Origin of the sequence: Microbacterium telephonicum (assembly GCF_003651225.1) — a bacterium.
GTDB lineage: Bacteria > Actinomycetota > Actinomycetes > Actinomycetales > Microbacteriaceae > Microbacterium > Microbacterium telephonicum.
Genome location: NZ_RCDB01000002.1, coordinates 407,382 through 429,135, shown reverse-complemented (window position 1 = coordinate 429,135; position 21,754 = coordinate 407,382). Strand labels below are relative to the sequence as shown.

General features: G+C 70.8%; 21 protein-coding genes and 2 tRNA genes. 15 read left to right on the top strand and 8 right to left on the bottom strand.

Annotation, left to right across the window (positions count from 1 at the left end; all coding sequences use genetic code 11):
* The first annotated feature begins 21 nt into the window (after positions 1-21).
* A complete protein-coding gene (locus C7474_RS07010; RefSeq protein ID WP_199692389.1) occupies positions 22-672 on the top strand; it encodes an FMN-binding negative transcriptional regulator in 651 nt (216 codons plus the stop codon).
* Positions 669-2,168 carry an amidohydrolase gene (locus tag C7474_RS07005; protein ID WP_121058363.1) on the top strand — a complete coding sequence of 500 codons (1,500 nt, stop codon included), beginning with the start codon at positions 669-671 and terminating at the stop codon, positions 2,166-2,168. The genes C7474_RS07010 and C7474_RS07005 overlap by 4 nt, the downstream gene beginning before the upstream one ends.
* Before the next feature lie 165 nt (positions 2,169-2,333).
* Here the strand turns inward: C7474_RS07005 and C7474_RS07000 are convergent, their stop codons facing one another.
* Complete coding sequence (locus C7474_RS07000; RefSeq protein ID WP_121058361.1) at positions 2,334-2,819, bottom strand: Dps family protein; 486 nt, start codon at positions 2,817-2,819, stop codon at positions 2,334-2,336.
* Between the two features lie 125 nt (positions 2,820-2,944).
* Between C7474_RS07000 and C7474_RS06995 the strand changes: the two genes are divergently transcribed.
* Positions 2,945-3,478, top strand: coding sequence for a gamma carbonic anhydrase family protein (locus tag C7474_RS06995; protein WP_121058359.1), 534 nt, complete (start codon positions 2,945-2,947; stop codon positions 3,476-3,478).
* A gap of 25 nt (positions 3,479-3,503) precedes the next feature.
* Here C7474_RS06995 and C7474_RS06990 read toward each other — a convergent pair whose 3' ends face one another.
* Together C7474_RS06990 and C7474_RS06985 are read right to left on the bottom strand one after the other, a co-directional pair.
* Positions 3,504-3,824, bottom strand: coding sequence for a PASTA domain-containing protein (locus C7474_RS06990; protein WP_158597308.1), 321 nt, complete (start codon positions 3,822-3,824; stop codon positions 3,504-3,506).
* A gap of 232 nt (positions 3,825-4,056) precedes the next feature.
* Positions 4,057-4,127 (bottom strand) — tRNA-Gly (locus C7474_RS06985).
* 92 nt (positions 4,128-4,219) lie between these two features.
* Between C7474_RS06985 and C7474_RS06980 the strand changes: the two genes are divergently transcribed.
* From C7474_RS06980 to C7474_RS06950, 7 genes are all read left to right on the top strand, one after another.
* Positions 4,220-4,296: transfer RNA gene (locus C7474_RS06980), tRNA-Pro, on the top strand.
* A gap of 67 nt (positions 4,297-4,363) precedes the next feature.
* Complete coding sequence (tig, locus tag C7474_RS06975; RefSeq protein WP_158597307.1) at positions 4,364-5,857, top strand: trigger factor; 1,494 nt, start codon at positions 4,364-4,366, stop codon at positions 5,855-5,857.
* Positions 5,858-6,022: 165 nt separating this feature from the next.
* Positions 6,023-6,607: an ATP-dependent Clp protease proteolytic subunit gene (locus tag C7474_RS06970; RefSeq protein ID WP_121058353.1), complete on the top strand. Its 585-nt coding sequence runs from the start codon at positions 6,023-6,025 to the stop codon at positions 6,605-6,607.
* Between the two features lie 16 nt (positions 6,608-6,623).
* Entirely contained in the window at positions 6,624-7,289 is a 666-nt protein-coding gene (locus C7474_RS06965) for an ATP-dependent Clp protease proteolytic subunit (protein ID WP_121058351.1), read from the top strand.
* Positions 7,290-7,442: 153 nt separating this feature from the next.
* Positions 7,443-8,711 carry an ATP-dependent Clp protease ATP-binding subunit ClpX gene (gene clpX, locus C7474_RS06960; RefSeq protein ID WP_121058349.1) on the top strand — a complete coding sequence of 423 codons (1,269 nt, stop codon included), beginning with the start codon at positions 7,443-7,445 and terminating at the stop codon, positions 8,709-8,711.
* A gap of 77 nt (positions 8,712-8,788) precedes the next feature.
* On the top strand, positions 8,789-9,910 hold the full coding sequence (locus tag C7474_RS06955) for an epoxide hydrolase family protein (protein WP_121058347.1): 1,122 nt from the start codon (positions 8,789-8,791) through the stop codon (positions 9,908-9,910).
* 32 nt (positions 9,911-9,942) lie between these two features.
* A complete protein-coding gene (locus C7474_RS06950; RefSeq protein ID WP_121058345.1) occupies positions 9,943-10,506 on the top strand; it encodes a dihydrofolate reductase family protein in 564 nt (187 codons plus the stop codon).
* Between the two features lie 7 nt (positions 10,507-10,513).
* On the opposite strand, the gene C7474_RS06945 is transcribed toward C7474_RS06950, so the two are convergent.
* Both C7474_RS06945 and C7474_RS06940 read right to left on the bottom strand, forming a co-directional pair.
* Positions 10,514-11,011 (bottom strand): GyrI-like domain-containing protein, encoded by a 498-nt coding sequence (locus C7474_RS06945; RefSeq protein WP_121058343.1) that lies wholly within the window; start codon positions 11,009-11,011, stop codon positions 10,514-10,516.
* A 45-nt stretch (positions 11,012-11,056) separates the two neighbouring features.
* Positions 11,057-13,108: a M3 family metallopeptidase gene (locus C7474_RS06940; RefSeq protein WP_121058341.1), complete on the bottom strand. Its 2,052-nt coding sequence runs from the start codon at positions 13,106-13,108 to the stop codon at positions 11,057-11,059.
* A gap of 88 nt (positions 13,109-13,196) precedes the next feature.
* Between C7474_RS06940 and C7474_RS06935 the strand changes: the two genes are divergently transcribed.
* Both C7474_RS06935 and C7474_RS06930 read left to right on the top strand, forming a co-directional pair.
* On the top strand, positions 13,197-13,802 hold the full coding sequence (locus C7474_RS06935) for a helix-turn-helix domain-containing protein (RefSeq protein ID WP_338418399.1): 606 nt from the start codon (positions 13,197-13,199) through the stop codon (positions 13,800-13,802).
* A 9-nt stretch (positions 13,803-13,811) separates the two neighbouring features.
* Positions 13,812-15,155 carry an MFS transporter gene (locus C7474_RS06930; RefSeq protein WP_241965153.1) on the top strand — a complete coding sequence of 448 codons (1,344 nt, stop codon included), beginning with the start codon at positions 13,812-13,814 and terminating at the stop codon, positions 15,153-15,155.
* A gap of 12 nt (positions 15,156-15,167) precedes the next feature.
* On the opposite strand, the gene C7474_RS06925 is transcribed toward C7474_RS06930, so the two are convergent.
* The 3 genes from C7474_RS06925 to C7474_RS06915 all read right to left on the bottom strand — a co-directional run bounded on the left by C7474_RS06925 (position 15,168) and on the right by C7474_RS06915 (position 18,973).
* On the bottom strand, positions 15,168-15,407 hold the full coding sequence (locus C7474_RS06925) for a hypothetical protein (protein WP_121058336.1): 240 nt from the start codon (positions 15,405-15,407) through the stop codon (positions 15,168-15,170).
* The gene (gene valS, locus C7474_RS06920) at positions 15,407-17,983 is read right to left on the bottom strand and encodes a valine--tRNA ligase (RefSeq protein ID WP_121058334.1); all 2,577 of its coding nucleotides are present in this window, start codon (positions 17,981-17,983) and stop codon (positions 15,407-15,409) included. The genes C7474_RS06925 and valS overlap by 1 nt, the downstream gene beginning before the upstream one ends.
* Positions 17,984-18,109: 126 nt before the next feature.
* Positions 18,110-18,973 carry a PAC2 family protein gene (locus C7474_RS06915; protein WP_121058332.1) on the bottom strand — a complete coding sequence of 288 codons (864 nt, stop codon included), beginning with the start codon at positions 18,971-18,973 and terminating at the stop codon, positions 18,110-18,112.
* Positions 18,974-19,063: 90 nt separating this feature from the next.
* Here C7474_RS06915 and C7474_RS06910 point away from each other — a divergent pair, with 90 nt between their 5' ends.
* From C7474_RS06910 to C7474_RS06900, 3 genes are read left to right on the top strand one after another with little or no spacing between them, the layout of a single operon-like run.
* Complete coding sequence (locus tag C7474_RS06910) at positions 19,064-19,756, top strand: HAD family hydrolase (protein ID WP_121058330.1); 693 nt, start codon at positions 19,064-19,066, stop codon at positions 19,754-19,756.
* Positions 19,753-20,784: a tRNA (adenine-N1)-methyltransferase gene (locus C7474_RS06905; protein WP_121058328.1), complete on the top strand. Its 1,032-nt coding sequence runs from the start codon at positions 19,753-19,755 to the stop codon at positions 20,782-20,784. Before C7474_RS06910 ends, C7474_RS06905 begins: the two co-directional genes overlap by 4 nt.
* Before the next feature lie 4 nt (positions 20,785-20,788).
* Positions 20,789-21,748: an FKBP-type peptidyl-prolyl cis-trans isomerase gene (locus tag C7474_RS06900; protein WP_121058326.1), complete on the top strand. Its 960-nt coding sequence runs from the start codon at positions 20,789-20,791 to the stop codon at positions 21,746-21,748.
* The last annotated feature ends 6 nt before the right edge of the window (positions 21,749-21,754 follow it).

Here is a 21,754-nt window from a genome sequence, read left to right as displayed (position 1 = left end):
CCGCCCGGAGACGAGGAAGCCGTGAGACAGAACCCCAGCTTCGCGATGACCGACATCGCCGAGCTCCGTCGCGTGATCGAGCAGAACCCCTGGGTGACCCTCGTCGCCGACACGGATGCCGGACTCGTCGCCTCGCACTACGCGGTGTTGCTGGACGAAGAGCGCGACGACCTGACGATCGTCGGTCACGTGGGGCGGCCGGACGACGCCGTCCTGGGTCTTGGCGAGCGCGAGCTGCTCGTCGTCGTGCAGGGCCCGCACGGCTACATCTCGCCGGGCTGGTATCCGCCGGGACCCGAGGTGCCCACCTGGAACTACGTCGCCGTGCACCTGGCCGGTGTCCCCGAGATCCTCAGCCCCGCCGAGAACCTCGTCGTGCTGGAGCGGCTCGTGGCGCGGTTCGAAGAGGCGATGCCGCAGCCGCGCCTGCTGTGGGAGCCGCCGAACGACGCCGAGTTCCTCACGCGCCTCGAACGCGGCACGGTCGGATTCCGGCTCACCCCGACGAGGGTGACCGCCAAGCGCAAGCTCAGCCAGAACCGCCCCGACGCCGTGGTCGACACCGTCATCGCGCAGCTCGAGGCCGGGTCCGGACCGTACGCGGATCCGCGACTGCCGATGGAGATGCGGCGTGCGCACGAGGCGCTGCGCGCCGCGCGGGGCGTGTCGTGACCGCCCTGCGCGGGGACCGGGTCGATGTCATCACACGCGCCCGGCTGACCGGTGCCGACCGGCTGGATCCGTTCGGCGACGCGCTCGTCGATCTGCACCTGCGGGACGGCCGCATCGCCGACATCGCGCCCGCGGGCGCCCTGCCGCGGCGGGGACGCGTCGTCGACGCCGACGGCGCGTGGGTGATCCCCGGCCTGTGGGACCACCACGTGCACACGGTGCAGTGGGCTCTGGTCGCCCAGCGCACCGCGCTCGGCGATGCCGCGACGGCGTCGGAGGCGGCGGGGCGCATGGGTGCGGCCCCGGTTCTCGGAGACGGCCGCCGGATCGGCACCGGATTCCGTGACGCGCTGTGGCCCGACGCCCCGACCCGCGCGCTGCTCGACGAGACGACCGGCGACGTCCCCACCTATCTCATCAACGCCGACGTGCACAGTGTGTGGCTGAACTCGGCCGCGTTCCGACGCGAAGGGTTCGCCGCGACGGATGACGGGAAGCTGCGCGAGGAGCCCGCGTTTGAAATCTCGCGCCGCCTCAACGCCGCCGACCCGCTCGTGGCCGACGGTCTCGTTCGCGATGCCCTGCAGGCGGCCGCGGCGCGGGGGATCACCGGCATCGTCGACCTCGACATGGCCTGGAACGCCGAAGCGTGGGCGCGTCGCCTGGAAGCCGGCTTCGACACGACGCGGGTGTCGTTCGGGATCTATCCGGCCCTGCTCGAGCGGGCGATCGCCGAGGGGCTGCAGACGGGCGACGCCCTCGACCCGGATGGGCTCGTGCGGGTGGGGTCGTTGAAGGTGATCACCGACGGCTCGCTCGGCACGCGGACGGCGGCGTGCTCGCACGCGTACCCCGGCGACCCGCACAACCACGGCCTGCTCACGGTGCCGCCGCACGAACTGCGGGAGCTGATGACCCGCGCGACGGGCGCAGGACTCAGCTGCGCCGTGCACGCGATCGGCGACGTCGCCAACTCGCACGCGCTCGACGCGTTCGCCGCGACCGGCGCGACCGGCACCATCGAGCACGCGCAGCTGGTCGCGCACGTCGACATCCCGCGCTTCGCGCGCCTCGGCGTGGGGGCGAGCGTGCAGCCCGAGCACGCCGTCGACGACCGCGACCTGACCGACAGCGTGTGGGCCGATCAGACGGCGGTGCCCTACCCGCTGCGCGCCCTGGCGGATGCCGGCGCCACGCTGCTGTTCGGGTCGGACGCGCCGGTGGCACCCCTGGACCCGTGGGCGGCGATGGCGGCGGCCGTGCACCGCACCCGCGACGGACGCCCGGCATGGCGCCCCGAACAGGGGGTCGACGCCGCGACGGCGCTGGCCGCGTCGACGGCCGGTGGCTCCGCATCCGGGTCGGCGCTGTCGCCGGGGGACACGGCGGACCTGGCGATCGTCGACGTCGACCCGTTGACCGCCGATGAGTCGTCATTGCGCGGCGCGGGCGTGCTCGCGACGCTGCTCGAGTCCCGTCTCACGCACGTGTACTGATCCGCGAGTTCGCCGGTCCGACCGCGAGTCCGCCGGTTCGGCCGCGAGTTCGCCGGTGAACTCGGCGCGCGACCGGCGAGCTCGGCGCGTGACCGGCGAGCTCGGCGCGGACGCGACGAAGCCCCGGGCGTGGTGCCCGGGGCTTCGTCGGCGGAGCGGTCGCGGTCAGGCGGCGAGGTGCGCCGAGAGGAACCAGCGGTCCTTCTCGAGGGCGGCCTTGATCGCGATCGCGGCATCCTGGCTGGTGAGGTCGACCTCGTCGAGCCCGTCGATCGCGGACTGGACGTCGGCGATGACGACGTCCATGTCGGCGACGATCGCGGAGATCTCGTCCTGCCACTGCGCGAAGCCGGCGGGGACGCCCGAGTTCTTGCCCTTCTCGGCGACGGCGCTCACGCGCGCGTCGATCGGCAGGCCGAGGGCGACGATGCGCTCCGCGGCGAGATCCGCCGACGCCTGCGCGTTCGCCACGACCTGGTCGAGCAGCTCGTGGATGGCGATGAAGTTCGCGCCGCGGACATTCCAGTGGGCCTGCTTGCCGTTGACGGCGAGCGCCTGGAGGCCGAGGACGACGGGGGTGAGGAACTGGGCGGTGCCGGCAGCGGCCTCGGGGCCGGCGGCCGTCATGGGGATCGTCTGCGTCTTGCTCATGTTCTTCTCCTCGCTTCTGTGCGCGGGCATTCCCGGCCCGCATCAGAGAAAACGCTACGCACCTCGTGGTATTCCGCAAGCAAGAGCAGGCTCGGCTAACCCGCGCGACGCGCTAGCGTCGGGGGATGACCATCAGCGCGGATGCCGGTATCCACTCCGTCGGCGGACACACGCCGCGCATTTCGGCGTCGGCGTTCGTCGCCGCCGGGGCGCGCATCGTGGGCGACGTCGAGCTCGGCGATCATGCGAGCGTGTGGTTCAACGCGGTGCTGCGCGCGGAGAAGGCGACCATCACCGTGGGCGCGCGGAGCAATCTGCAGGACGGCGTCGCGGTGCACGTCGACGCGGGGCGGCCCGTCGTGCTCGGCGCGGACGTCTCCGTCGGGCACAACGCGGTGATCCACGGCTGCACGATCGGCGACGGAGCCTTGGTGGGGATGGGCGCGGTGGTGCTCAACGGCGCCGAGATCGGCGCGGGAGCACTCGTGGCCGCCGGGGCGGTCGTGCTGGAGGGCACCGTCGTGCCGGCGGGTTCGCTCGTGGCGGGCGTGCCTGCGAAAGTGCGGCGGGAGCTGACCGACGCGGAGCGCGACGGCATCCGTCGCAACGCCGAGGCGTACCTCGGTCACAGTGCCGCGCACGCGGCCGAAGCGCGCTGACCGCTCCCGCCGCGTGCGCTGCCGATCAGCCCTGGGCGGCTGCGGGGGAGAGGAAGACCTCGGTGTCGACGCGCACCTGCAGGCCCGCGGTGATGCCCTGCGAGTCGACCGTGCGGGTCATGTCGACGCCGTTCGGGTAGGTGGCGACCAGGCCGGTGTCGGCGAGGATCTGCTCGGCCTCGGCGAGGGTCTTGCCCGTCACGTCGGGCATCTCGACGCGGTCGAGCTTCGCGGATGCGGTGGCGGACGGGGTGGCCTCGGTGCCCGAGCCCGCGGTCGTGGCGCAGGCGGAGACGGACAGGGCGAGCAGGATGATGCCTGCTCCGGCGGTGATGCGCTTGAACATCGTGTGTTCCTTTCGGTGGTGCAGCTCGGGCGCGCGGTGGCGCGCACGAGGGCGCGGCGACGCGCCAGAGAGCGACGGGGCACGCGCGGGGACGTCTTCACCCATCCCCGCACGTCGACGACGCGCCCGCTGATCCGCGGGCCGGGACGATCGGCGACGGATGCGGCGGAGGGCATCATCGCCCGTCGAAAAACCCCGCCGTTCCGCGATGCGGATCGGACGGGGTTCTCAGAGGGGGCGACGGGAATCGAACCCGCACAGCCAGTTTGGAAGACTGGAACTCTACCATTGAGCTACGCCCCCGCAGCGGTGAGCCGCGGCAACCAGAACAGTCTACAGGGCGATGTCGGCTAGACTTGACGAGGCCGGATTCGGTGCACCCTCGTGCGCCCTCCCGGGGCGTAGCTCAGCTTGGTAGAGCGCCCGCTTTGGGAGCGGGAGGCCGCAGGTTCAAATCCTGTCGCCCCGACCACGGCCCCACAGACCCAGACCACCAACGGACGCGCATGTGCGCGGCCGGACAAGGAGAACGAACAGGCATGGTCACCAGCACCGTCGAGAAGCTCGGCCCGACCCGGGTGAAGCTGCACATCACGGTCACCCCAGAGGAGCTGAAGCCCAGCATCACCCACGCCTACGAGCACATCGCTCAGGACGTGCAGATCCCCGGCTTCCGCAAGGGCAAGGTGCCCGCCCCCATCATCGACCAGCGCATCGGTCGTGGCGCCGTCATCGAGCACGCCGTCAGCGAGGGCCTCGACGCGTTCTACCGCGAGGCCGTGCAGGCCAACGAGGTGCGCATCGTCGGCCGTCCGTCGGCCGAGGTCATCGAGTGGCCCAGCGACAAGGACTTCTCCGGCGACCTCAAGGTCGAGGTCGAGGTCGACGTGCGCCCCGAGTTCGATCTGCCGGCGCTGTCGGAGATCACCGTCGAGGTCGACGCCGTCGAGACCGACGCCGCCGCAGTCGACGCCGAGCTGGACCGCCTGCGCGCCCGCTTCGGCACCCTCATCACCGTCGACCGCCCCGCCGCGAAGGGCGACTTCGTCGAGCTCGACCTCGTCGCCGCGATCGACGGCACCGAGATCGACCGCGCCGAGGGCGTGTCGTACGAGGTCGGCTCCGGCGAGCTGCTCGAGGGCATCGACGAGGCCGTGGACTCGCTCACCGCCGGTGAGGACACCACGTTCCGCTCGAAGCTCGTCGGTGGCGACCACGCCGGCGAGGAGGCCGAGGTCTCGGTCTCGGTCAAGGCCGTCAAGGAGCGCGAGCTGCCCGACGCCGACGACGACTTCGCGCAGATGGCGTCGGAGTTCGACACGATCGCCGAGTTGCGCGACAGCCTCGCTGAGCGCGTCGCCGAGCAGTCGGTGTTCACGCAGGGTGCCGCCGCGCGCGACAAGCTCATCGAGACCCTCATCACCACGATCGACATCCCCGTGCCGGCCCAGCTCGTCGAGGACGAGGTGCACGCGCACCTCGAGGGCGAGGGACGCCTGGAGGACGACGAGCACCGTGCCGAGGTGACCGAGGCCAGCCAGAAGCAGTTCCGCACCCAGATGGTGCTGGACAAGCTCGCCGAGGCGCACGAGGTGCAGGTGTCGCAGGAGGAGCTCACGCAGTACCTCATCCAGTCCTCCGCGCAGTACGGCATGGCGCCGCAGGAGTTCGTCGACGCGCTGCAGCAGGGCAACCAGCTGCCGTCGATGGTCGGCGAGGTCGCCCGCAACAAGGCCCTCGCGATCGCGCTCGGCAAGGTCTCCGTCGTCGACACGAACGGCAAGACGGTCGACCTGGCCGGCTTCGCCGCCGTCGAGGACGAGGATGCCGCCGAGGCCGAGGCCGCCGAGGAGGCGCCGGCCGAGAAGCCCGCCGCCAAGAAGGCCCCCGCGAAGAAGCCCGCCGCGAAGAAGGCGCCCGCCAAGAAGGACGACGCCGCCGTCGAGGAGGCCGCCGAGGCCCCCGCGAAGAAGGCGCCCGCCCGCAAGCCCGCCGCCAAGAAGGCGCCGGCGAAGGCCGCCGACGCGGAGTAGTCCGAGCGACACACCACCGCACGAAGGGGCGGATGCCACGGCATCCGCCCCTTCGTCGTCCAGGCCCGGCGTCGGCCGCGCCACGCCGCTATGCCGACGGCGAACACGGGCGGGGCGCCGCGTTCGGCTGGGTAGATTCGAAGCACAACAGACACAGGAGTGAACATGGCTGAACCGCTTGTCGCACAGAGCGTCTTCGACAGGCTGCTGAGGGACCGCATCATCTGGCTCGGTTCGGAGGTGCGCGACGAGAACGCGAACGAGATCTGCGCCAAGATCCTCCTCCTCGCGGCAGAGGACTCCGAGAAGGACATCTACCTCTACATCAACTCGCCCGGCGGATCGATCACCGCCGGCATGGCGATCTACGACACGATGCAGTTCGTGCCGAACGACATCGTCACGGTCGGCATCGGCATGGCCGCGTCGATGGGGCAGCTGCTGCTGACGGCCGGCACCAAGGGGAAGCGCTACATCACCCCCAACGCCCGCGTCCTGCTGCACCAGCCGCACGGCGGCTTCGGCGGCACCTCGAGCGACATCCAGACGCAGGCCCAGCTCATCCTCGACATGAAGCGCCGGCTCGCCGAGATCACCGCGTCGCAGACCGGAAAGTCGGTCGAGCAGGTCAACGCCGACGGTGACCGCGACCGCTGGTTCACGGCCGAAGAGGCCCTCGAATACGGCTTCGTCGACCACATCCGCGAGTCCGCCTCCGACGTCATCGGCGGCGGCGGGACCGAGAACTGACCCGGAGGACACGAGAATGAACACCCCCACCTTCGGCAGCGTCCCCGGCGTGCAGATGCCCTCGAGCCGCTACATCCTCCCGCAGTTCGAGGAGCGCACGGCGTACGGCTACAAGCGCCAGGACCCGTACAACAAGCTCTTCGAGGACCGCGTCATCTTCCTCGGAGTGCAGGTCGACGACGCGTCCGCCGACGACGTCATGGCCCAGCTGCTCGTACTCGAGTCGCAGGACCCCGACCGCGACATCATCATGTACATCAACTCGCCCGGTGGCTCGTTCACGGCGATGACGGCGATCTACGACACCATGCAGTACGTGTCGCCGCAGATCCAGACCGTCGTGCTCGGCCAGGCCGCCTCGGCCGCGTCGGTGCTGCTGGCCGCCGGTGCCCCCGGCAAGCGCCTGGCGCTGCCCAACGCCCGCATCCTCATGCACCAGCCCGCCGTCGGCGAGGCCGGCCACGGGCAGGCGTCGGACATCGAGATCCAGGCCGCGGAGATCCTCCGCATGCGCACCTGGCTCGAGGAGACGATGGCCAAGCACACCAACCGGTCGCAGGACCAGGTGCACAAGGACATCGACCGCGACAAGATCCTGTCGGCGGCCGAGGCCCTCGACTACGGCGTCGTCGACCAGGTGCTGACCTCGCGCAAGCGCACCCCCGCGGCGATCACGTCCTGATCGCCGTCCACGAGAGCCCCGGCCGTCGGCCGGGGCTCTCGTCGTCCCCGCGGAACCGCATCCTCCACACGCGACGACGCAATCCGCCGCGATGTCGTCCGGAGCGGTTAGGCTCGAACGACGCGACTCGACCCCGGATGAAGGAGAAGAGCCATGGCTCGCATCGGTGAGAGTGCCGACCTCTTCAAATGCTCGTTCTGCGGAAAGAGCCAGAAGCAGGTGCAGCAGCTGATCGCCGGTCCCGGCGTGTACATCTGCGACGAGTGCGTCGAGTTGTGCAACGAGATCATCGAAGAGCGGATGGCGGAATCCGGTGAGGGCGAGGTCGCCGATTTCGACCTGCCCAAGCCCCGCGAGATCTTCGCGTTCCTCGAGGAGTACGTGGTCGGGCAGGACCCGGCCAAGCGCGCCCTCGCGGTGGCCGTGTACAACCACTACAAGCGGGTGCGCGCCCACGGCACCCTGCAGCCTGCCGAGCAGCGGGCCGACGAGGTCGAGATCGCGAAGAGCAACATCCTGCTCCTCGGCCCGACCGGGTGCGGCAAGACCTATCTCGCACAGACCCTCGCGAAGCGGCTGAACGTGCCGTTCGCCGTCGCCGACGCCACCGCGCTCACCGAGGCGGGCTACGTGGGTGAGGACGTCGAGAACATCCTCCTGAAGCTCCTGCAGGCCGCCGACTTCGACGTCAAGCGCGCGGAGACGGGCATCATCTACATCGACGAGGTCGACAAGATCGCCCGCAAGGCCGAGAACCCGTCGATCACGCGCGACGTCTCCGGCGAGGGAGTGCAGCAGGCGCTTCTGAAGATCCTCGAGGGGACGGTGGCCTCGGTGCCCCCGCAGGGCGGCCGTAAGCACCCGCATCAGGAGTTCATCCAGATCGACACGACGAACGTGCTCTTCATCGTGGCGGGGGCCTTCGCCGGACTCGAGGAGATCATCTCCTCCCGTGTCGGCAAGCACGGCGTCGGTTTCGGCGCCCCGCTGCACGACAAGGGCCAGGACCTCGACCTGTTCAAGGACGTCGAACCCGAAGACCTGCACAAGTTCGGCCTCATCCCCGAGTTCATCGGCCGTCTGCCGGTCGTCACCTCGGTGGCGCCGCTGGATCAGGAGGCGCTCGTGGAGATCCTCACCGGTCCCAAGAACGCGTTCGTGAAGCAGTACCAGCGCATGTTCCAGCTCGACGGCGTCGAGCTGGAGTTCGACGACGAGGCGCTGATGGCCATCGCCGACCTCGCCGTGGCCCGCAAGACCGGCGCCCGCGGCCTGCGCGCGATCCTCGAGGATGTGCTCGGCCCGATCATGTTCGAGATCCCGTCGACCGAAGACGTCGACAAGGTGATCGTCACCCGCGCGGCCGTCACAGAGGGTGCCGCCCCCACTCTCGTGCTGCGCCAGAAGCGCAAGAGCGCCTGACGTCGCGCCGACGCCCCGTCGGCGCTGCGCACACGACGGCACCCGCGGATGTCGGATGCCCCGCCTACCGTGGCGGCATGGGAATCAAGCCGTTCACCCTCCACATCGACGACGCCGTCCTCGACGACCTGCACGACCGGCTCGGGCGCACCCGTGCCCTGCCGGATTCACCCCGCCGTCCCCGGTCGGGGATGTCGGCGGCCTACCGTGACGAACTCGTCGATGCCTGGCGTACGTGGGACTGGCGCGCCCGCGAGCGCGAGCTGAACGCCGTCCCGCAGTTCCTCGCGGACGTCGACGGTACGACGATCCACTTCGCCCATCTTCGATCGGCGGATCCCGATGCTCCCGCGCTGCTCGTGATGCACGGCTGGCCGCACACCTTCGCGCTGCAACTGGAACTCGCGGCGCGCCTCCCCGACATGCACGTCGTCGTCCCGAGCTTTCCGGGCTTCGGGTTCTCGCCGCCGTATCCCGACCGGCCGATCAGCGAGCACGCGCTGGCCCGCACGATGCATCTGCTCATGACCGAGACCCTCGGCTACGAGCGGTATCTGACATACGGAGAGGACGTCTCGGCGAACGTGAACGATCTGCTCGCGTCGCAGCATCCCGACCATGTCGCCGGCGTCATCGCGACGCATGCGCACTTCCCGTCCCAGGCGGAGCGCAGCGCGCTCACCGAGCCCGACGAGGTGGCCTTCTTCGCGCGGCTCGCCGCCGACCACGAGACGGAGGGCGCGTACGGACACGCGCAGGCGACCCGTCCCGACACGCTCGCCGTCGCGCTGAACGACTCGCCCGCGGGACTGCTCGCGTGGCTCGTCGAGAAGATCGTCGAGTGGAGCGACGCCGACACCGATGATCCGCGGTCTGTCGAGCGACTGATCGGACGCGATCGGCTGCTCACGGAAGGGATGGTCTACTGGGTCACCCAGTCGATCGGCACGTCGTTCCGGCCCTACTACGAGGGAGCCGACCGGCCGGCGGCGATCGAACCGGTGACCGTGCCTGCGCTCGTGGCCGTCCAGCGCCATGAGCACGACTACCCCGAATCGCTCGCCCGTGCGTTCTACCGTGATCTGCGGGGCTTCTCGCGCCTCGACCGCGGCGGCCACTTCGCGGTCGCGGAGGTGCCGGAGGAGATGGCCGAGCGCGTGCGCGGCTTCGCGGTCGAACTCGGGCTGCTGGCAGGATGACGGATGTCGGCGGTGCGGGCTAGCGTCGCGGTATGGGACGCATCATCTTCGACACAGCGACCTCACTGAACGGCTGGATCGCCGACGAGCAGAACTCGCTCTCCTGGTTGTTCGCCGTCGACGGCGGCACGACGCCGGACGACGAGGTGCTGCCGCAGAACGCCGGCGTGCTGGTCGAGGGATCGACCACGTACGAGTGGGTGCTCGCGGAGTCCGACATCCTCGCCCACCCGGAGAAGTGGCGCGACTTCCACGGCGACCGGCCGACGTTCGTGTTCACCACCCGCGACTTGCCCGTGCCCGAAGGTGCCGACATCACCTTCGTCTCGGGCGATGTCGTCGACGTGCTCCCGCGGCTGCGAGAGGCGGCGGGGGACGCCGACATCTGGGTCGTCGGCGGGGGAGACCTCGCGGGACAGTTCCTCGACGCCGGTCTGCTCGACGAGATCGCCGTGTCGATCGCGCCGGTGCTGCTCACCGGAGGAGCCCCGCTGCTGCCGCGCCGCCTCGAGTGCGACCGACTGCGGCTCGTGTCGGCGAAGGCGGTCGGACAATTCGCACGCCTCGTCTACGCCGTCGACGACGGTCCCGCGTGAGCCGGGCTCAGGTCCGGACGGGCATGATCAGGTCGGTGCGCAGCTGCTCAGGGGACGTCTGCGTCGGGTCGCTCACGTAACTCTCGATCCAGATTCCGACAGGTTCCGCATCCGCGGCGGTCGCGAGCGCCTGCCAACCCGACCCGAGGGCGTCGTATGAGCCGACGTACGTCGAAGCCGCGGCAGGGCCTTCCGGCAGCGCGGAACCGCGCACCGTGACGGAGCCCACCGTGATCTCCCCGTCCGGTGCCGCCGTCACCGGGAAGCCGAGCTCGAGGTCGAACGTCGTCATCGGGTCGCCGTAGTACACCGCCACGGCGGGACCGGTCGCCGTGATCGTCCCCTGGGCGTTGAGGGCGGCGAGCGCCGCGTAACCCGCGTCGAACAGGGGATGAAGGTCCGCGATCGTGATGCCGTCGTGACGGACGACCGCGAGCCGGGTCGCCGTCAGCACCACCCGCTGGGCGAGGTCGAAGGGACGGTCGGGAAAGGCGGGATCGGTCATGAGCCCATGATCGCGGCGGAGACCGACCTCGACAACCCCGCGCCGTCAGCCGGCGAGACCTCGTCGCTCAAGCAGGGGGCCGATCTCGGCGTCGCGGCCGCGGAAGTCGCGATAGGCGGCGAGGGGATCCTTCGCGCCGCCGACGCCGAGCAGTCGGGAGCGGAACCGGTCGCCGTTCGCGCGCGTGAGACCGCCGTTCTCGCGGAACCACTCGACGGTGTCGGCGTCGAGCACCTCGCTCCAGATGTAGGAGTAGTACCCGGCGGAGTATCCGCCCGAGAATACGTGGGCGAAGTATGTCGACGAGTACCGGGTGGGCACGGCGGGGTTGTCGAGCCCGATGTCGGCGAGGGCCGCTGCCTCGAAGGCGGCCACGTCCGCCACGGCCGCGGCCTCGTCGGCGGAGAGTGAGTGCCACGCCTGGTCGAGCCAGGCCGCGGCGAGGTATTCGCTCGTCGCGAAGCCCTGGTTGAACGTCTCCGAGGCCTGCAGCCGGTCGACCACGTCCTGCGGCAGGGGGTCGCCGGTCTCGATGTGGCGGGCGTAGGCGGCGAGGATCTCCGGCCACAGGATCCACATCTCGTTGACCTGGCTGGGGAACTCCACGAAGTCGCGGAACACGTTGGTGCCGGCGAAGTGCGGGTAGGTGACCGTTGCGAACAGACCGTGCAGGGCGTGGCCGAACTCGTGGAAGAGGGTCGTCACCTCGTCCAGCGTCAGCAGCGTCGGCCCGTCGGCGGGCTTGGGGACGTTGAGGTTGTTGACCACGACCGGCGCGGTGCCGCGCAGCTCGGACTGGAGCACGATGGAGTTCATCCAGGCGCCGCCCCGCTTGGTGTCCCGCGTGTAGAGGTCGAGGACGAACAGCCCGAGCGCCGACCCGTCCTCGTTGAAGACCTCGAAGACACGGGCGTCCGGGTGATACGCGGGCAGGTCAGGGCGTTCCGTGAAGGAGAGTCCGTACAGGCGCGTCGCGGCGGCGAAGACGCCGTCGCGCAGCACGCGTTCCGCCTCGAACCAGGGACGCAGCGCGGTGCGGTCGAGGTCGTACTCTGCGGCGCGCACCTTCTCGGTGTAGTGGGCCCAGTCCTCTGCGGCGATCTCGATGCCGGCCCCGTCCGCGTCGGCGACGGCCTGCAGAGCGGCCTGCTCGCGCCGCGCGTTCGCCGCGGCGGGCACCGCGAGACGGCGGAGGAGATCGTGCACGGCCTCGGGAGAGCCGGCGGTCTCGTCGCTCGTGACGTAGGCCGCGTGCGACGGGTGGCCCAGCAACGCGGCGCGCTGCGCGCGCAGGCGCACGATCTCGATGAGTACTGCGCGGTTGTCGTTCGCGTTCCCGCGGGAGCCGCGGGAGCGGGAGGCCTCCAGGAGGCGACGTCGGCTTCCCCGGTCGGTGAGGCTCGCGAGGTAGGGGTGGCCGGTGAACAGCGTGAGGGTCACGACGAACGACCCTTCGAGCCCGCGCTCGGCCGCATTGCGGGCGGCGGCGGAGATCTCGCCCTCCGTCAGCCCGGCGAGCTGGTCCGCGCTGTCGAAGACGACCGCCAGATCGTTCGTGTCGGCGAGGAGGTTCTTCTCGAAGGTGGTCGTCAGCACCGACAGGCGCTGGTTGAGCTCGACGAGTCGCGCCTTGTCGGCGTCGTCGAGTCCTGCACCGGCGTGGGTCATCTCGCGGTGGTGGCGCTCGACCAGGTAGCGCTGCTCCGCGGTGAGGTCCTGGCGGTCGAGACTGTCGTGGACCGCGGTGATCCGCTGGTAGAGAGCGGCATCGAGCTGGATCGCATCATGGTGGGCGGACATGAGCGGCGCCAGGGTCTCGTCGATCTGTTGGATCTCCGGCGTCGCGTCGGCGGCGGAGACCGTGTAGAACGTGCGGGCCACGCGGCCCAGCAGGTCGCCGGAGCGCTCCAGCGGAACGAGGGTGTTCTCGAAGGTCGGGGCGGAGCGCACTCGGGTGATGGCGTCGATCTCGCGGCGGTGCTCGGCGAAAGCGGCCTCGAAGGCGGGCAGGTAGTGCTCGGGGGTGATCTCCCGGTAATCGGGGAGGCCGTACGGCAACGTGCTCGCGGCGAGGAGGGGATTGAGGGCGTCCGTCATGCTCCCAGCGTATTCACCCGCCGGAGGGTGCCGACACGGATGCAAAGAAATGCTTGCATACGTGTCTTTGCAAAGCTATCTTTGCATTGTGACCGACACCACAGCACCGGACCCCGACGCCACCGCCCCGATGCGCACTCTCGACGCGGGCGCTCTCAAGGCCCTCGCGCACCCGCTGCGGGTGCAGATGTACGACATCCTCGCGCAGCACGGCGCGCAGACGGCGTCGCGTCTTGCCGAGATGACGGGGGAGTCGTCGGGATCGACGAGCTACCATCTGCGCGCGCTCGCGAAGCACGACCTCATCCGTGAGGTGCGTGGGAAGGGTTCGGCGCGGGAGCGCTGGTGGGAGCGCCCTCGGGGAGGCGTGTCGTTCACGAACCCCGACGCCCTCGGGACGCCGTCCGGACGCGCCGCGTCGCAGGTCGTCATGACCGAGTTCCTCAATCGCCGCCACCAGCAGCTGATGCGGTACGTCGCTCAGAGCATGAGCGCGGCCGACCTGCCCGAACTCGATGAGGCGCTGATCGCCACGTCGACGGTGCGGCTCACGCCGGCGCAGTCGACCGAGCTGATGGAGCGCCTGCAGGCCGTCGTGGACGAGTTCTCCGACACCTACCGCGACCAGGACGACCCCGAGGCGCGCCCCATCAACATCCGCGCGGATGTGTTCCCCCTTCCCGACGAGCTCTGAGAGGCCATCGTGTTCGTAGAAGCAGGCACCCAGGACAGCACCCGCCCGGAACGGTCCGCCCGTCTCGGCCGCGACTTCGGCAAGCTGTGGACGGCCTCGGCGTTCAGCAACCTCGCCGACGGCGTCGGCCGCACGGCCGTGCCGCTGGCCGCGACCACCCTCACCTCGGATCCCGTCGCGATCGCGGCGATCGGGGCGCTCGCCTTCGTGCCGTGGCTCGTCTTCGGGCTGCCGGCGGGGATGATCGTCGACCGCTTCGACCGTCGCATCGTGATGGCCGCGGCGAACACGCTGCGGGCGGGGGTCGCGCTGTGGTTGGCGGTCCTCGCCGTCACCGGCGGGCTCACGATGCCGTCCCTGCTCATCGGCACGCTCGTGTTCGGGCTGGGGGAGACGCTCTTCGACAACGCGACGATGGCGATCGTGCCGAACGTGGTGCGCCGCGACCAGCTCGATCGGGCGAACGGGTGGATGCAGGCTGCCCAGATCACGATCGACAACTTCGTGGCGAGCCCCATCGCGGGCGTGCTTTTCGCGGTCTCGCTCGCTCTGCCACTGTGGACCGGGGCCGTCGGCTACCTCGCCCCGATCGTGCTGGCACTTCTGCTGCCGGTGACGGCGGCACGTGCCCTGCGGCGCGCACCCGCCTCCAGCGACGCGCCGGATCTGGCGACCGGCGTCGTCGCGGAGCCCGTCACGGCACCGGTCGCACCTGCCCGGGCGATCCTGCGCGACGCCCTCCGCTTCCTCGCGCGACACCGCTACCTGCGCGCGATGGTGCTGTTCACCTCGATCATCGGCTCGTGCCTGTCGTTCGCGCAGGCGCCGATCGTGCTGTTCTTCCTGCAGACGATGGCCGTGCCGACGTACGGCATCGGCTTCGTCACGGCCGGTATCGGGGCGGGGGCGCTGCTCGGCTCCCTCATCGCCGCACGGCTGGTCGCCCGTTTCGGCCGCGGGCTCGTCATGTTCTCTGCGACGCTGCTCAGCGGCACGATGCTGCTGGCGACCGGGCTGGCGCCGGAGGTGTGGTCGGCCGTCACCGCGTTCGCGATCAGCGCGTTCGCCGTCGCGATCTGGAACGTGCCGTGGGGGAGCCTGCGGCAGCAGATCGTGCCCGCCGAACTGTTCGGGCGGGTGCTGGGAGTCATCCGCACGCTCACCTGGGGCATGTTCCCGCTGGCGACGATGCTGGGCGGCTGGGTCGCACGCATCGATCTGCGGCTGCCGCTGATCGTCGGCGGGGCGGTCGCGATCGTGACGACCCTGGTGGCGGTGCGGTTGCTCATCGTCGGCACGCGCGAGGCGCACGCCGAGGCGGAAGCCGCGGCGACGGCGTCCGCCCTCGACTGACGCGGCTCCGCGTCAGTCGAGCGGGTCGTCGTCGATGTGTCCGACGACGACCTCGCCCGTCGCGGTGAGGGCGACGGTGACGCCGGTGTCGAGCTCGGCGATCGGCCGCCCCTCCAGGAAGGTCAGCGTCCAGCGGGGCGCCGGATCCTCGGGCGACAGCGCGGCCTCGACCGCGGCGAGCTGCGCGTGCAGCACCGGCGGAACGGCCGCGGGCGGCTGAGCGCCCGCGGTCCACCGCGTGCCGAGCTGCATCATGCCTCCTGCGGGGCGAGCACGATCTCGCTGACGGTGAGCTCGTCGGCGACGGAGTACGACACCTCGGCGATGCGTCCCACCGCCTTGAGGTCGCCCTCCGCGGCGCGGAGGGTCTCCAGCTCGGCTGCGGGACCGGCCAGCACGATCGACGCGACGGGGGTCTTCTGCGACGCCTTGGCCTCGGTCTTGGCGCGGCGGATGCCGATGAGCGCCTCGCCGACGGTCTTCAGCAGCGCCGGGTCGCCCTCGATCCCGAGCGGCTCAGGCCAGGCGGCGGTGTGCACCGAGCCCTCCTCGAACCACGACCACGACTCCTCGGCGGCGAAGGCGAGCACCGGCGCGAGCAAGCGAAGCAGCGTCGACAGCGCGAGACGCAGAGCGAGCGCGGCCGAGGCCTGGCCGGCATCCGTCTGGTTGTAGGCGCGCTCCTTGACGAGCTCGAGGTAGTCGTCGCAGAACGTCCAGAAGAACGCCTCGGTGACCTCGAGCGCGCGGGCGTGGTCGAACGCCTCGAACGCGGCCGTCGCGTCGCGCACGACCCGGTCGAGGGAGGCGAGCATCGCGGCATCGAGGGCGTGCGTGATGCGGGCGCCCTCGGGCACCGGGAAGGAGAGCACGAACTTGGCGGCGTTGAGCACCTTGATGGCCAGGCGTCGGCCGATCTTGACCTGCGTCGGATTCTGCGGGTCGAAGGCGGCGTCGGCGCCGAGCCGGCTGGAGGCGGCCCAGTAGCGCACCGCGTCGGTGCCGTGCTGGTCGAGGATGTCGGCCGGCGTGACGACGTTGCCCTTCGACTTCGACATCTTCTTGCGGTCGGGGTCGACGATGAAACCCGAGATCGCGGCGTGCGCCCACGGCGCCCGGTCGTCCTCGAGGGCGGAGCGCAGCATCGTGGAGAACAGCCACGTGCGGATGATGTCCTGACCCTGGGGGCGCACGTCGAACGGCGCGACGAGGCCCCACAGCTCCGGATCGCGCTCCCAGCCGCCGGCGAGCTGCGGGGTCAGCGACGAGGTCGCCCACGTGTCGAAGATGTCGCGTTCGGCGTCGAAGCCGCCCGGCACGCCGCGCTGGTCCTCGGTGAACCCGGCGGGGGTGTCGGTCGTCGGGTCGATCGGAAGGGTGGCGGCATCCGGCACGATGACGCGGTCGTAGTCCCGCTCGCCGTTCTCGTCGAGGCCGTACCAGACCGGGATCGGGACGCCGAAGAACCGCTGGCGCGAGACGAGCCAGTCGCCGGTGAGGCCGTTCGTCCAGTTCTCGTACCGCACGCGCATGAAGTCGGGGTGCCAGTCCATCCCCGCACCGAGGGCGATGAGCTTCTCGCGCAGCGCCGCGTCGCGGGCGCCGTTGCGCAGGTACCACTGACGCGTCGAGACGATCTCCAGCGGCCGGTCGCCCTTCTCGTAGAACTTCACCGGGTGGGTGAAGGGCTTGGAGACCTCGAGCAGCTCGCCCGACTCCTGCAGCAGCTCGACCATGCGCTTCTTCGCACTGAAGACCGTCTTGCCGGCCAGCTCGGCGTAGGCCGCGCGGGCGGCATCCGTGACGAGGACGTCGGGGGCGTCGGCGAGGACGCGGCCGTCGGGGCCGAGGATCGTGCGGTTGGGCAGGTCGAGTTCGCGCCACCAGATGATGTCGGTGACGTCGCCGAACGTACAGATCATGGCGATGCCCGAGCCCTTGTCCTGCTGGGCGAGCGGGTGGGCGAGGATCGGCACCTCGACGTCGAAGATCGGGGTGCGCACGGTCTGCCCGAAGTACGGGCGATAGCGCTCGTCGTCGGGGTTGGCGACGAGCGCGACGCAGGCGGGAAGCAGCTCGGGTCGCGTCGTCTCGATGTGGATGTCGCCGGAGCCGTCGCTCTTGTGGAACGCGATGCGGTGGTACGACGCCTGCTGGTCGCGGTCCTCGAGTTCGGCCTGCGCGATCGCGGAACGGAAGTCGATGTCCCACAGCGTCGGGGCGAGGGACTGGTAGGCCTCGCCGCGCTCGATGTTGCGCAGGAAGGCGAGCTGGCTGATGCGGATCGTGTCGTCCGAGATCGTGCGGTAGGTCTGCGTCCAGTCGACCGAGAGGGCGAGCTGGCGGAACAGCGACTCGAACGTCTTCTCGTCCTCGAGGGTCAGCTCCTCGCACAGCTCGATGAAGTTGCGACGGCTGATGGGCACCTGGTCGGCAGGCTTCAGGCTCTTGGCATCGCCGCGGAACGGCGGCGTGAAGTCGGGGTCGTAGGTCAGCGACGTGTCGCAGCGCACACCGTAGTAGTTCTGCACGCGGCGCTCGGTGGGCAGACCGTTGTCGTCCCACCCCATCGGATAGAACACCGTCTTGCCCCGCATCCGCTCGAAACGCGCCTTCACGTCAGTGTGCGTGTAGCTGAAGACGTGGCCGATGTGCAGCGATCCGGATGCCGTCGGGGGCGGCGTGTCGACGGAGAAGACCCCCGCGCGGCCCTTCGCCTTGGCGGCGTCGCGGTCGAACAGGTAGGTGCCCTGCGACGCCCATGCGGCGTCCCACTTCTGCTCGAGGCCCTCCAGGGCGGGCTTGTCGGGAATGTGCGCGTTCGACATGAGGGCTCCTCGAGCGGATATGTGCGGCACTGTGTGAGCGTGCCTGAGTGTGGGGTGTCGGGCCAGTCTACCCGCGATGCCCTGCGCGTGCCCCGACCTCGCAGCGGCGGTCGTCCGGGACGGCGATCAGCGGCGCGGGTCGTCGCGCCCGGGCTTGGTGGGGCCGTCGCCGCCGCGCCGCAGGTACCGCTCGAACTCCTGGGCGATCGCATCGCCCGACGCCTCGGGGGAGTCCCAGGTGTCGCGGGTCTGCTCGAGCTGGTGGATGTACTCGGTCATCTCCTCGTCGTCCGCCGCGGCGGCGTCGATCGAGGCCTCCCAGGCCAGGGCCTCCGCGGGCAGCTCGCCGCGGAAGACGTCGGCGCCGGTGAGGTCTGCGAGACGGTCGAGCAGCGCGAGGGTCGCCTTCGGCGAGGGCGTGTGGCCGGCGACGTAGTGCGGGACGCTCGCCCACAGGGCCGCCGTCGGGATGCCCGCCGCCTCGGCGGCCGTCGTCAGCACCGACAGGATGCCGACCGGCCCCTCGTAGGTCGGGCGCTCGAGTTCGAGCGCGACGCGCAGCTTCTCGTTGTCGGTGCCCGCGAACACCGAGATCGGCCGCGTGTGGGGCACATCCGACATCATCGAGCCGAGCGCGACGATCCCGGTGATGTCCTCGCTGAGGGCCGCATCCACGAGCTCGGAGACGAACCCCTGCCAGGCGCGGGCGGGCTCGACCCCGGTCAGCAGCCACAGACCGGGGGTGCTCTTGCGCCGCTTCGGTCGCCACAGCGTCGTGTCCGGCCACACCAGCGAGCGCGCGCCGTCGGCTTCCATGCGGATCTGCGGCCGCGTGTACTGGTAGTCGAAGTACAGCTCGGGGTCGACGGTGAACACGGAGTCGTACGACCCCTGCGTGCGGATGTGCGCGGCGGCGGCCGAGGCGGCCTCGCCCGCGTCGTTCCAGCCGTCGAAGGCGACGACGAGCACGCGGTCTCCGAGTGTGTCCACCCCGCTCCTTCCGTTCCCGTGCGGTTCCCCCACGATACGCCCCGCGCACCGCGCCGGGGCGGCGCGGCGCGGCTGTGGGACGATGGACGGATGACTTCCGCGCTCCCCGCCGCGGTCCTCTGGGACATGGACGGCACCCTCGTCGACACGGAGGGCTACTGGATGGCCGCCGAGACCGCGCTCGTGGAGAGCTTCGGCGGCACCTGGACCCACGAGCAGGCGCTCACCCTCGTCGGCAGCGGCCTCGAGCGCTCTGCCGAGATCCTGCAGGAGGCGGGAGTGCGGATGTCGGTGACGGACATCGTCGACCACCTCTCCGACGCCGTGAGCCGGACGCTCGCCGAGCAGGGCAACCCGTTCCGGCCTGGTGCGCGCGAGCTGCTCGCGCAGCTGAAGGAGGCGGGTGTGCGCACGGCGCTGGTGACGATGTCGCTGCGCAGCATGGCCGACACGGTCGCGGGGCAGATGGGCTTCGACGCCTTCGACCTCGTCGTCGCCGGCGACGAGGTCACCCGGCCCAAGCCCTTCCCCGACCCGTACCTGCAGGCGTGCGCGCAGCTGGACGTCGACCCCGCCGACGCCGTCGCCCTCGAGGACTCGCCCACCGGGGTGCGCGCGGCCGTGGCCGCGGGCGTCGCCACGGTCGGGATCCCGCTGATGGTGTCGCTGACCGGCGCCGGTGCGGATGCCGTCTGGCCCACGCTCGAGGGGCGGACCCCCGCCGACCTCGCCGAATTCCACGCGGCCCACCGCGCCGCCCGCACCACCGAGGTGACCCGATGAACGTCGATCTGAGACCCGCCGGACCGTTCCGCTACGGCGACCGCGTGCAGCTGACCGGCCCCAAGGGGCGGCTGCACACCGTGACGCTCCGCGAGGGCGGCGAACTGCACACCCACCACGGCGTGCTCAAGCACGAGAATCTCGTCGGGCAGCCCGACGGCTCCGTGGTCACCAACAGCGGCGACCACGAGTACCTCGCGCTGCGGCCCCTGCTGCGCGACTTCGTGATGTCGATGCCGCGCGGCGCGGCGATCGTCTACCCGAAGGACGCGGCGCAGATCCTCGCCGCAGCCGACATCTTCCCCGGCGCGCGCGTGGTCGAAGCCGGCGTCGGGTCCGGCGCGTTGTCGCTGTGGCTGCTGCGCGCCATCGGCGCGCAGGGCGCGCTCACCTCGTTCGAGCGGCGCGAGGAGTTCGCGCAGGTCGCCGAGGCGAACGTGGAGACCTACCTCGGTCACGCCCCCGACACCTGGAAGGTCGTCGTCGGCGACCTCGTCGAGGCCCTCCCCGACGAGGTGGAACCGGCATCCGTCGACCGCGTCGTGCTCGACATGCTCGCGCCCTGGGAGTGCATCGACGTGGTCGCCGACGCGCTGACCCCCGGCGGCGTCGTGCTCTGCTACATCGCGACGGCCACCCAGCTCAGCCGTGTCGCCGAGTACATCCGCGCCACGGGGCTGTTCACCGAGCCCGAGGCCACCGAGACGATGGTGCGCGGTTGGCACGTGGAGGGTCTCGCGGTGCGTCCCGACCACCGGATGGTCGCCCACACCGGCTTCCTCATCACCGCCCGCCGCCTCGCCCCCGGCGCCGTGCCGCCCGATGTGCGCCGCCGGGCGCTGAAGAAGCCGAGCTACGCCGACGAAGACGTCGAGATGTGGACGCCGGGAGCCGTCGGCGATCGTGCGATCACCGACAAGAACCTGCGCAAGCGCGTGCGCGAAGCCGAGCGCGCCCGAGAGGGCGCCCGGCAGGCGGGCCGTGGAGCGGACGGTGCAGAGGACACCGAAACCGACGCCGTAGACTGACGCGGTGCGTCGTATCCCCGCTGTCATCGCCGTCGTCGGCCTCTCCGCCCTCGCCCTCGTGGGCTGCTCCTCGGCTCCCGCCGCCGCGGGATGCGAGCGTCCCGACGCGGGATCGAGCGCCCTCGGGCTCGTGAAGGCGGGCGGCGAGCCGGGCAGCCCCACGATCTCGCTCACCGACCCGGTGTACGCGCAGTCGACGTCGTTCACCGACGAGACGGTCGGCGAGGGCCCCGTCGTCACCGCCCAGACGCAGGACGTGGTCTTCTCGATCGCGATCGCGAACGGCGCGACCGGCGCGCCCATCCTCGAGACGGTCACCCCGGTGCGCTCGGTGGACTTCTGGACCACCGATTACGCCGGCTTCGCCACGATGCTCGACTGCGCCACCGAGGGGTCGCGGATCGTGGGCGCCGTGCCTTACGACCAGCTGTCCGAACAGGCCGCCGCGAACTGGGACATCCAGGAGGGTCAGTCGATCGCCGTCGTGATGGACGTGCAGAAGGTCTACAAGGCCGCCGCCGACGGCGCCCCGCAGTACAACGACCGTCGCGGGATGCCGGCCGTCGTGCTGGCCCCCGACGGCCGGCCCGGCATCATCATCCCCGACGGTGCGCCGCCGCAGGACCTCGCCGCCGAGGTGCTGAAGAAGGGCGACGGCGAGAAGGTGGGCGCGGGCGACGCGATCCGGGTGCAGTACACCGGCGTGAACTGGGCCGACAAGAAGGTCTTCGACTCCACCTGGGAGAAGGGCGCCTCGACCGCGCTCAGCCTCGACGCCGTCGTGCCCGGCTTCGCCCAGGCCCTGGACGGACAGACCGTCGGCTCGCAGATCCTCGTCGTCATCCCGCCGGAGCTCGGCTACGGCGACCAGGCGACGGGCGCCGTACCCGCCAACTCGACGCTCGTGTTCGTCGTCGACATCCTGGGCGTCGACGCGCCCGCCGCCGACACGTCGGGGCAGTGACCCGAC

Excerpts from the sequence above, each read along its gene's own strand:
- C7474_RS06925 (WP_121058336.1), bottom strand. The coding sequence starts at position 15,407 with ATGCAGCTCGGCACGCGGTGGACCGCGGGCGCTCAGCCGCCCGCGGCC.
- C7474_RS06905 (WP_121058328.1), top strand. The coding sequence starts at position 19,753 with ATGAACGTCGATCTGAGACCCGCCGGACCGTTCCGCTACGGCGACCGC.
- valS (WP_121058334.1), bottom strand. The coding sequence starts at position 17,983 with ATGTCGAACGCGCACATTCCCGACAAGCCCGCCCTGGAGGGCCTCGAG.
- C7474_RS06990 (WP_158597308.1), bottom strand. The coding sequence starts at position 3,824 with ATGTTCAAGCGCATCACCGCCGGAGCAGGCATCATCCTGCTCGCCCTG.
- clpX (WP_121058349.1), top strand. The coding sequence starts at position 7,443 with ATGGCTCGCATCGGTGAGAGTGCCGACCTCTTCAAATGCTCGTTCTGC.
- C7474_RS06950 (WP_121058345.1), top strand. The coding sequence starts at position 9,943 with ATGGGACGCATCATCTTCGACACAGCGACCTCACTGAACGGCTGGATC.
- C7474_RS06995 (WP_121058359.1), top strand. The coding sequence starts at position 2,945 with ATGACCATCAGCGCGGATGCCGGTATCCACTCCGTCGGCGGACACACG.
- C7474_RS06940 (WP_121058341.1), bottom strand. The coding sequence starts at position 13,108 with ATGACGGACGCCCTCAATCCCCTCCTCGCCGCGAGCACGTTGCCGTAC.
- C7474_RS06955 (WP_121058347.1), top strand. The coding sequence starts at position 8,789 with ATGGGAATCAAGCCGTTCACCCTCCACATCGACGACGCCGTCCTCGAC.
- C7474_RS07000 (WP_121058361.1), bottom strand. The coding sequence starts at position 2,819 with ATGAGCAAGACGCAGACGATCCCCATGACGGCCGCCGGCCCCGAGGCC.
- C7474_RS06970 (WP_121058353.1), top strand. The coding sequence starts at position 6,023 with ATGGCTGAACCGCTTGTCGCACAGAGCGTCTTCGACAGGCTGCTGAGG.
- C7474_RS06965 (WP_121058351.1), top strand. The coding sequence starts at position 6,624 with ATGAACACCCCCACCTTCGGCAGCGTCCCCGGCGTGCAGATGCCCTCG.
- tig (WP_158597307.1), top strand. The coding sequence starts at position 4,364 with ATGGTCACCAGCACCGTCGAGAAGCTCGGCCCGACCCGGGTGAAGCTG.
- C7474_RS06945 (WP_121058343.1), bottom strand. The coding sequence starts at position 11,011 with ATGACCGATCCCGCCTTTCCCGACCGTCCCTTCGACCTCGCCCAGCGG.
- C7474_RS06910 (WP_121058330.1), top strand. The coding sequence starts at position 19,064 with ATGACTTCCGCGCTCCCCGCCGCGGTCCTCTGGGACATGGACGGCACC.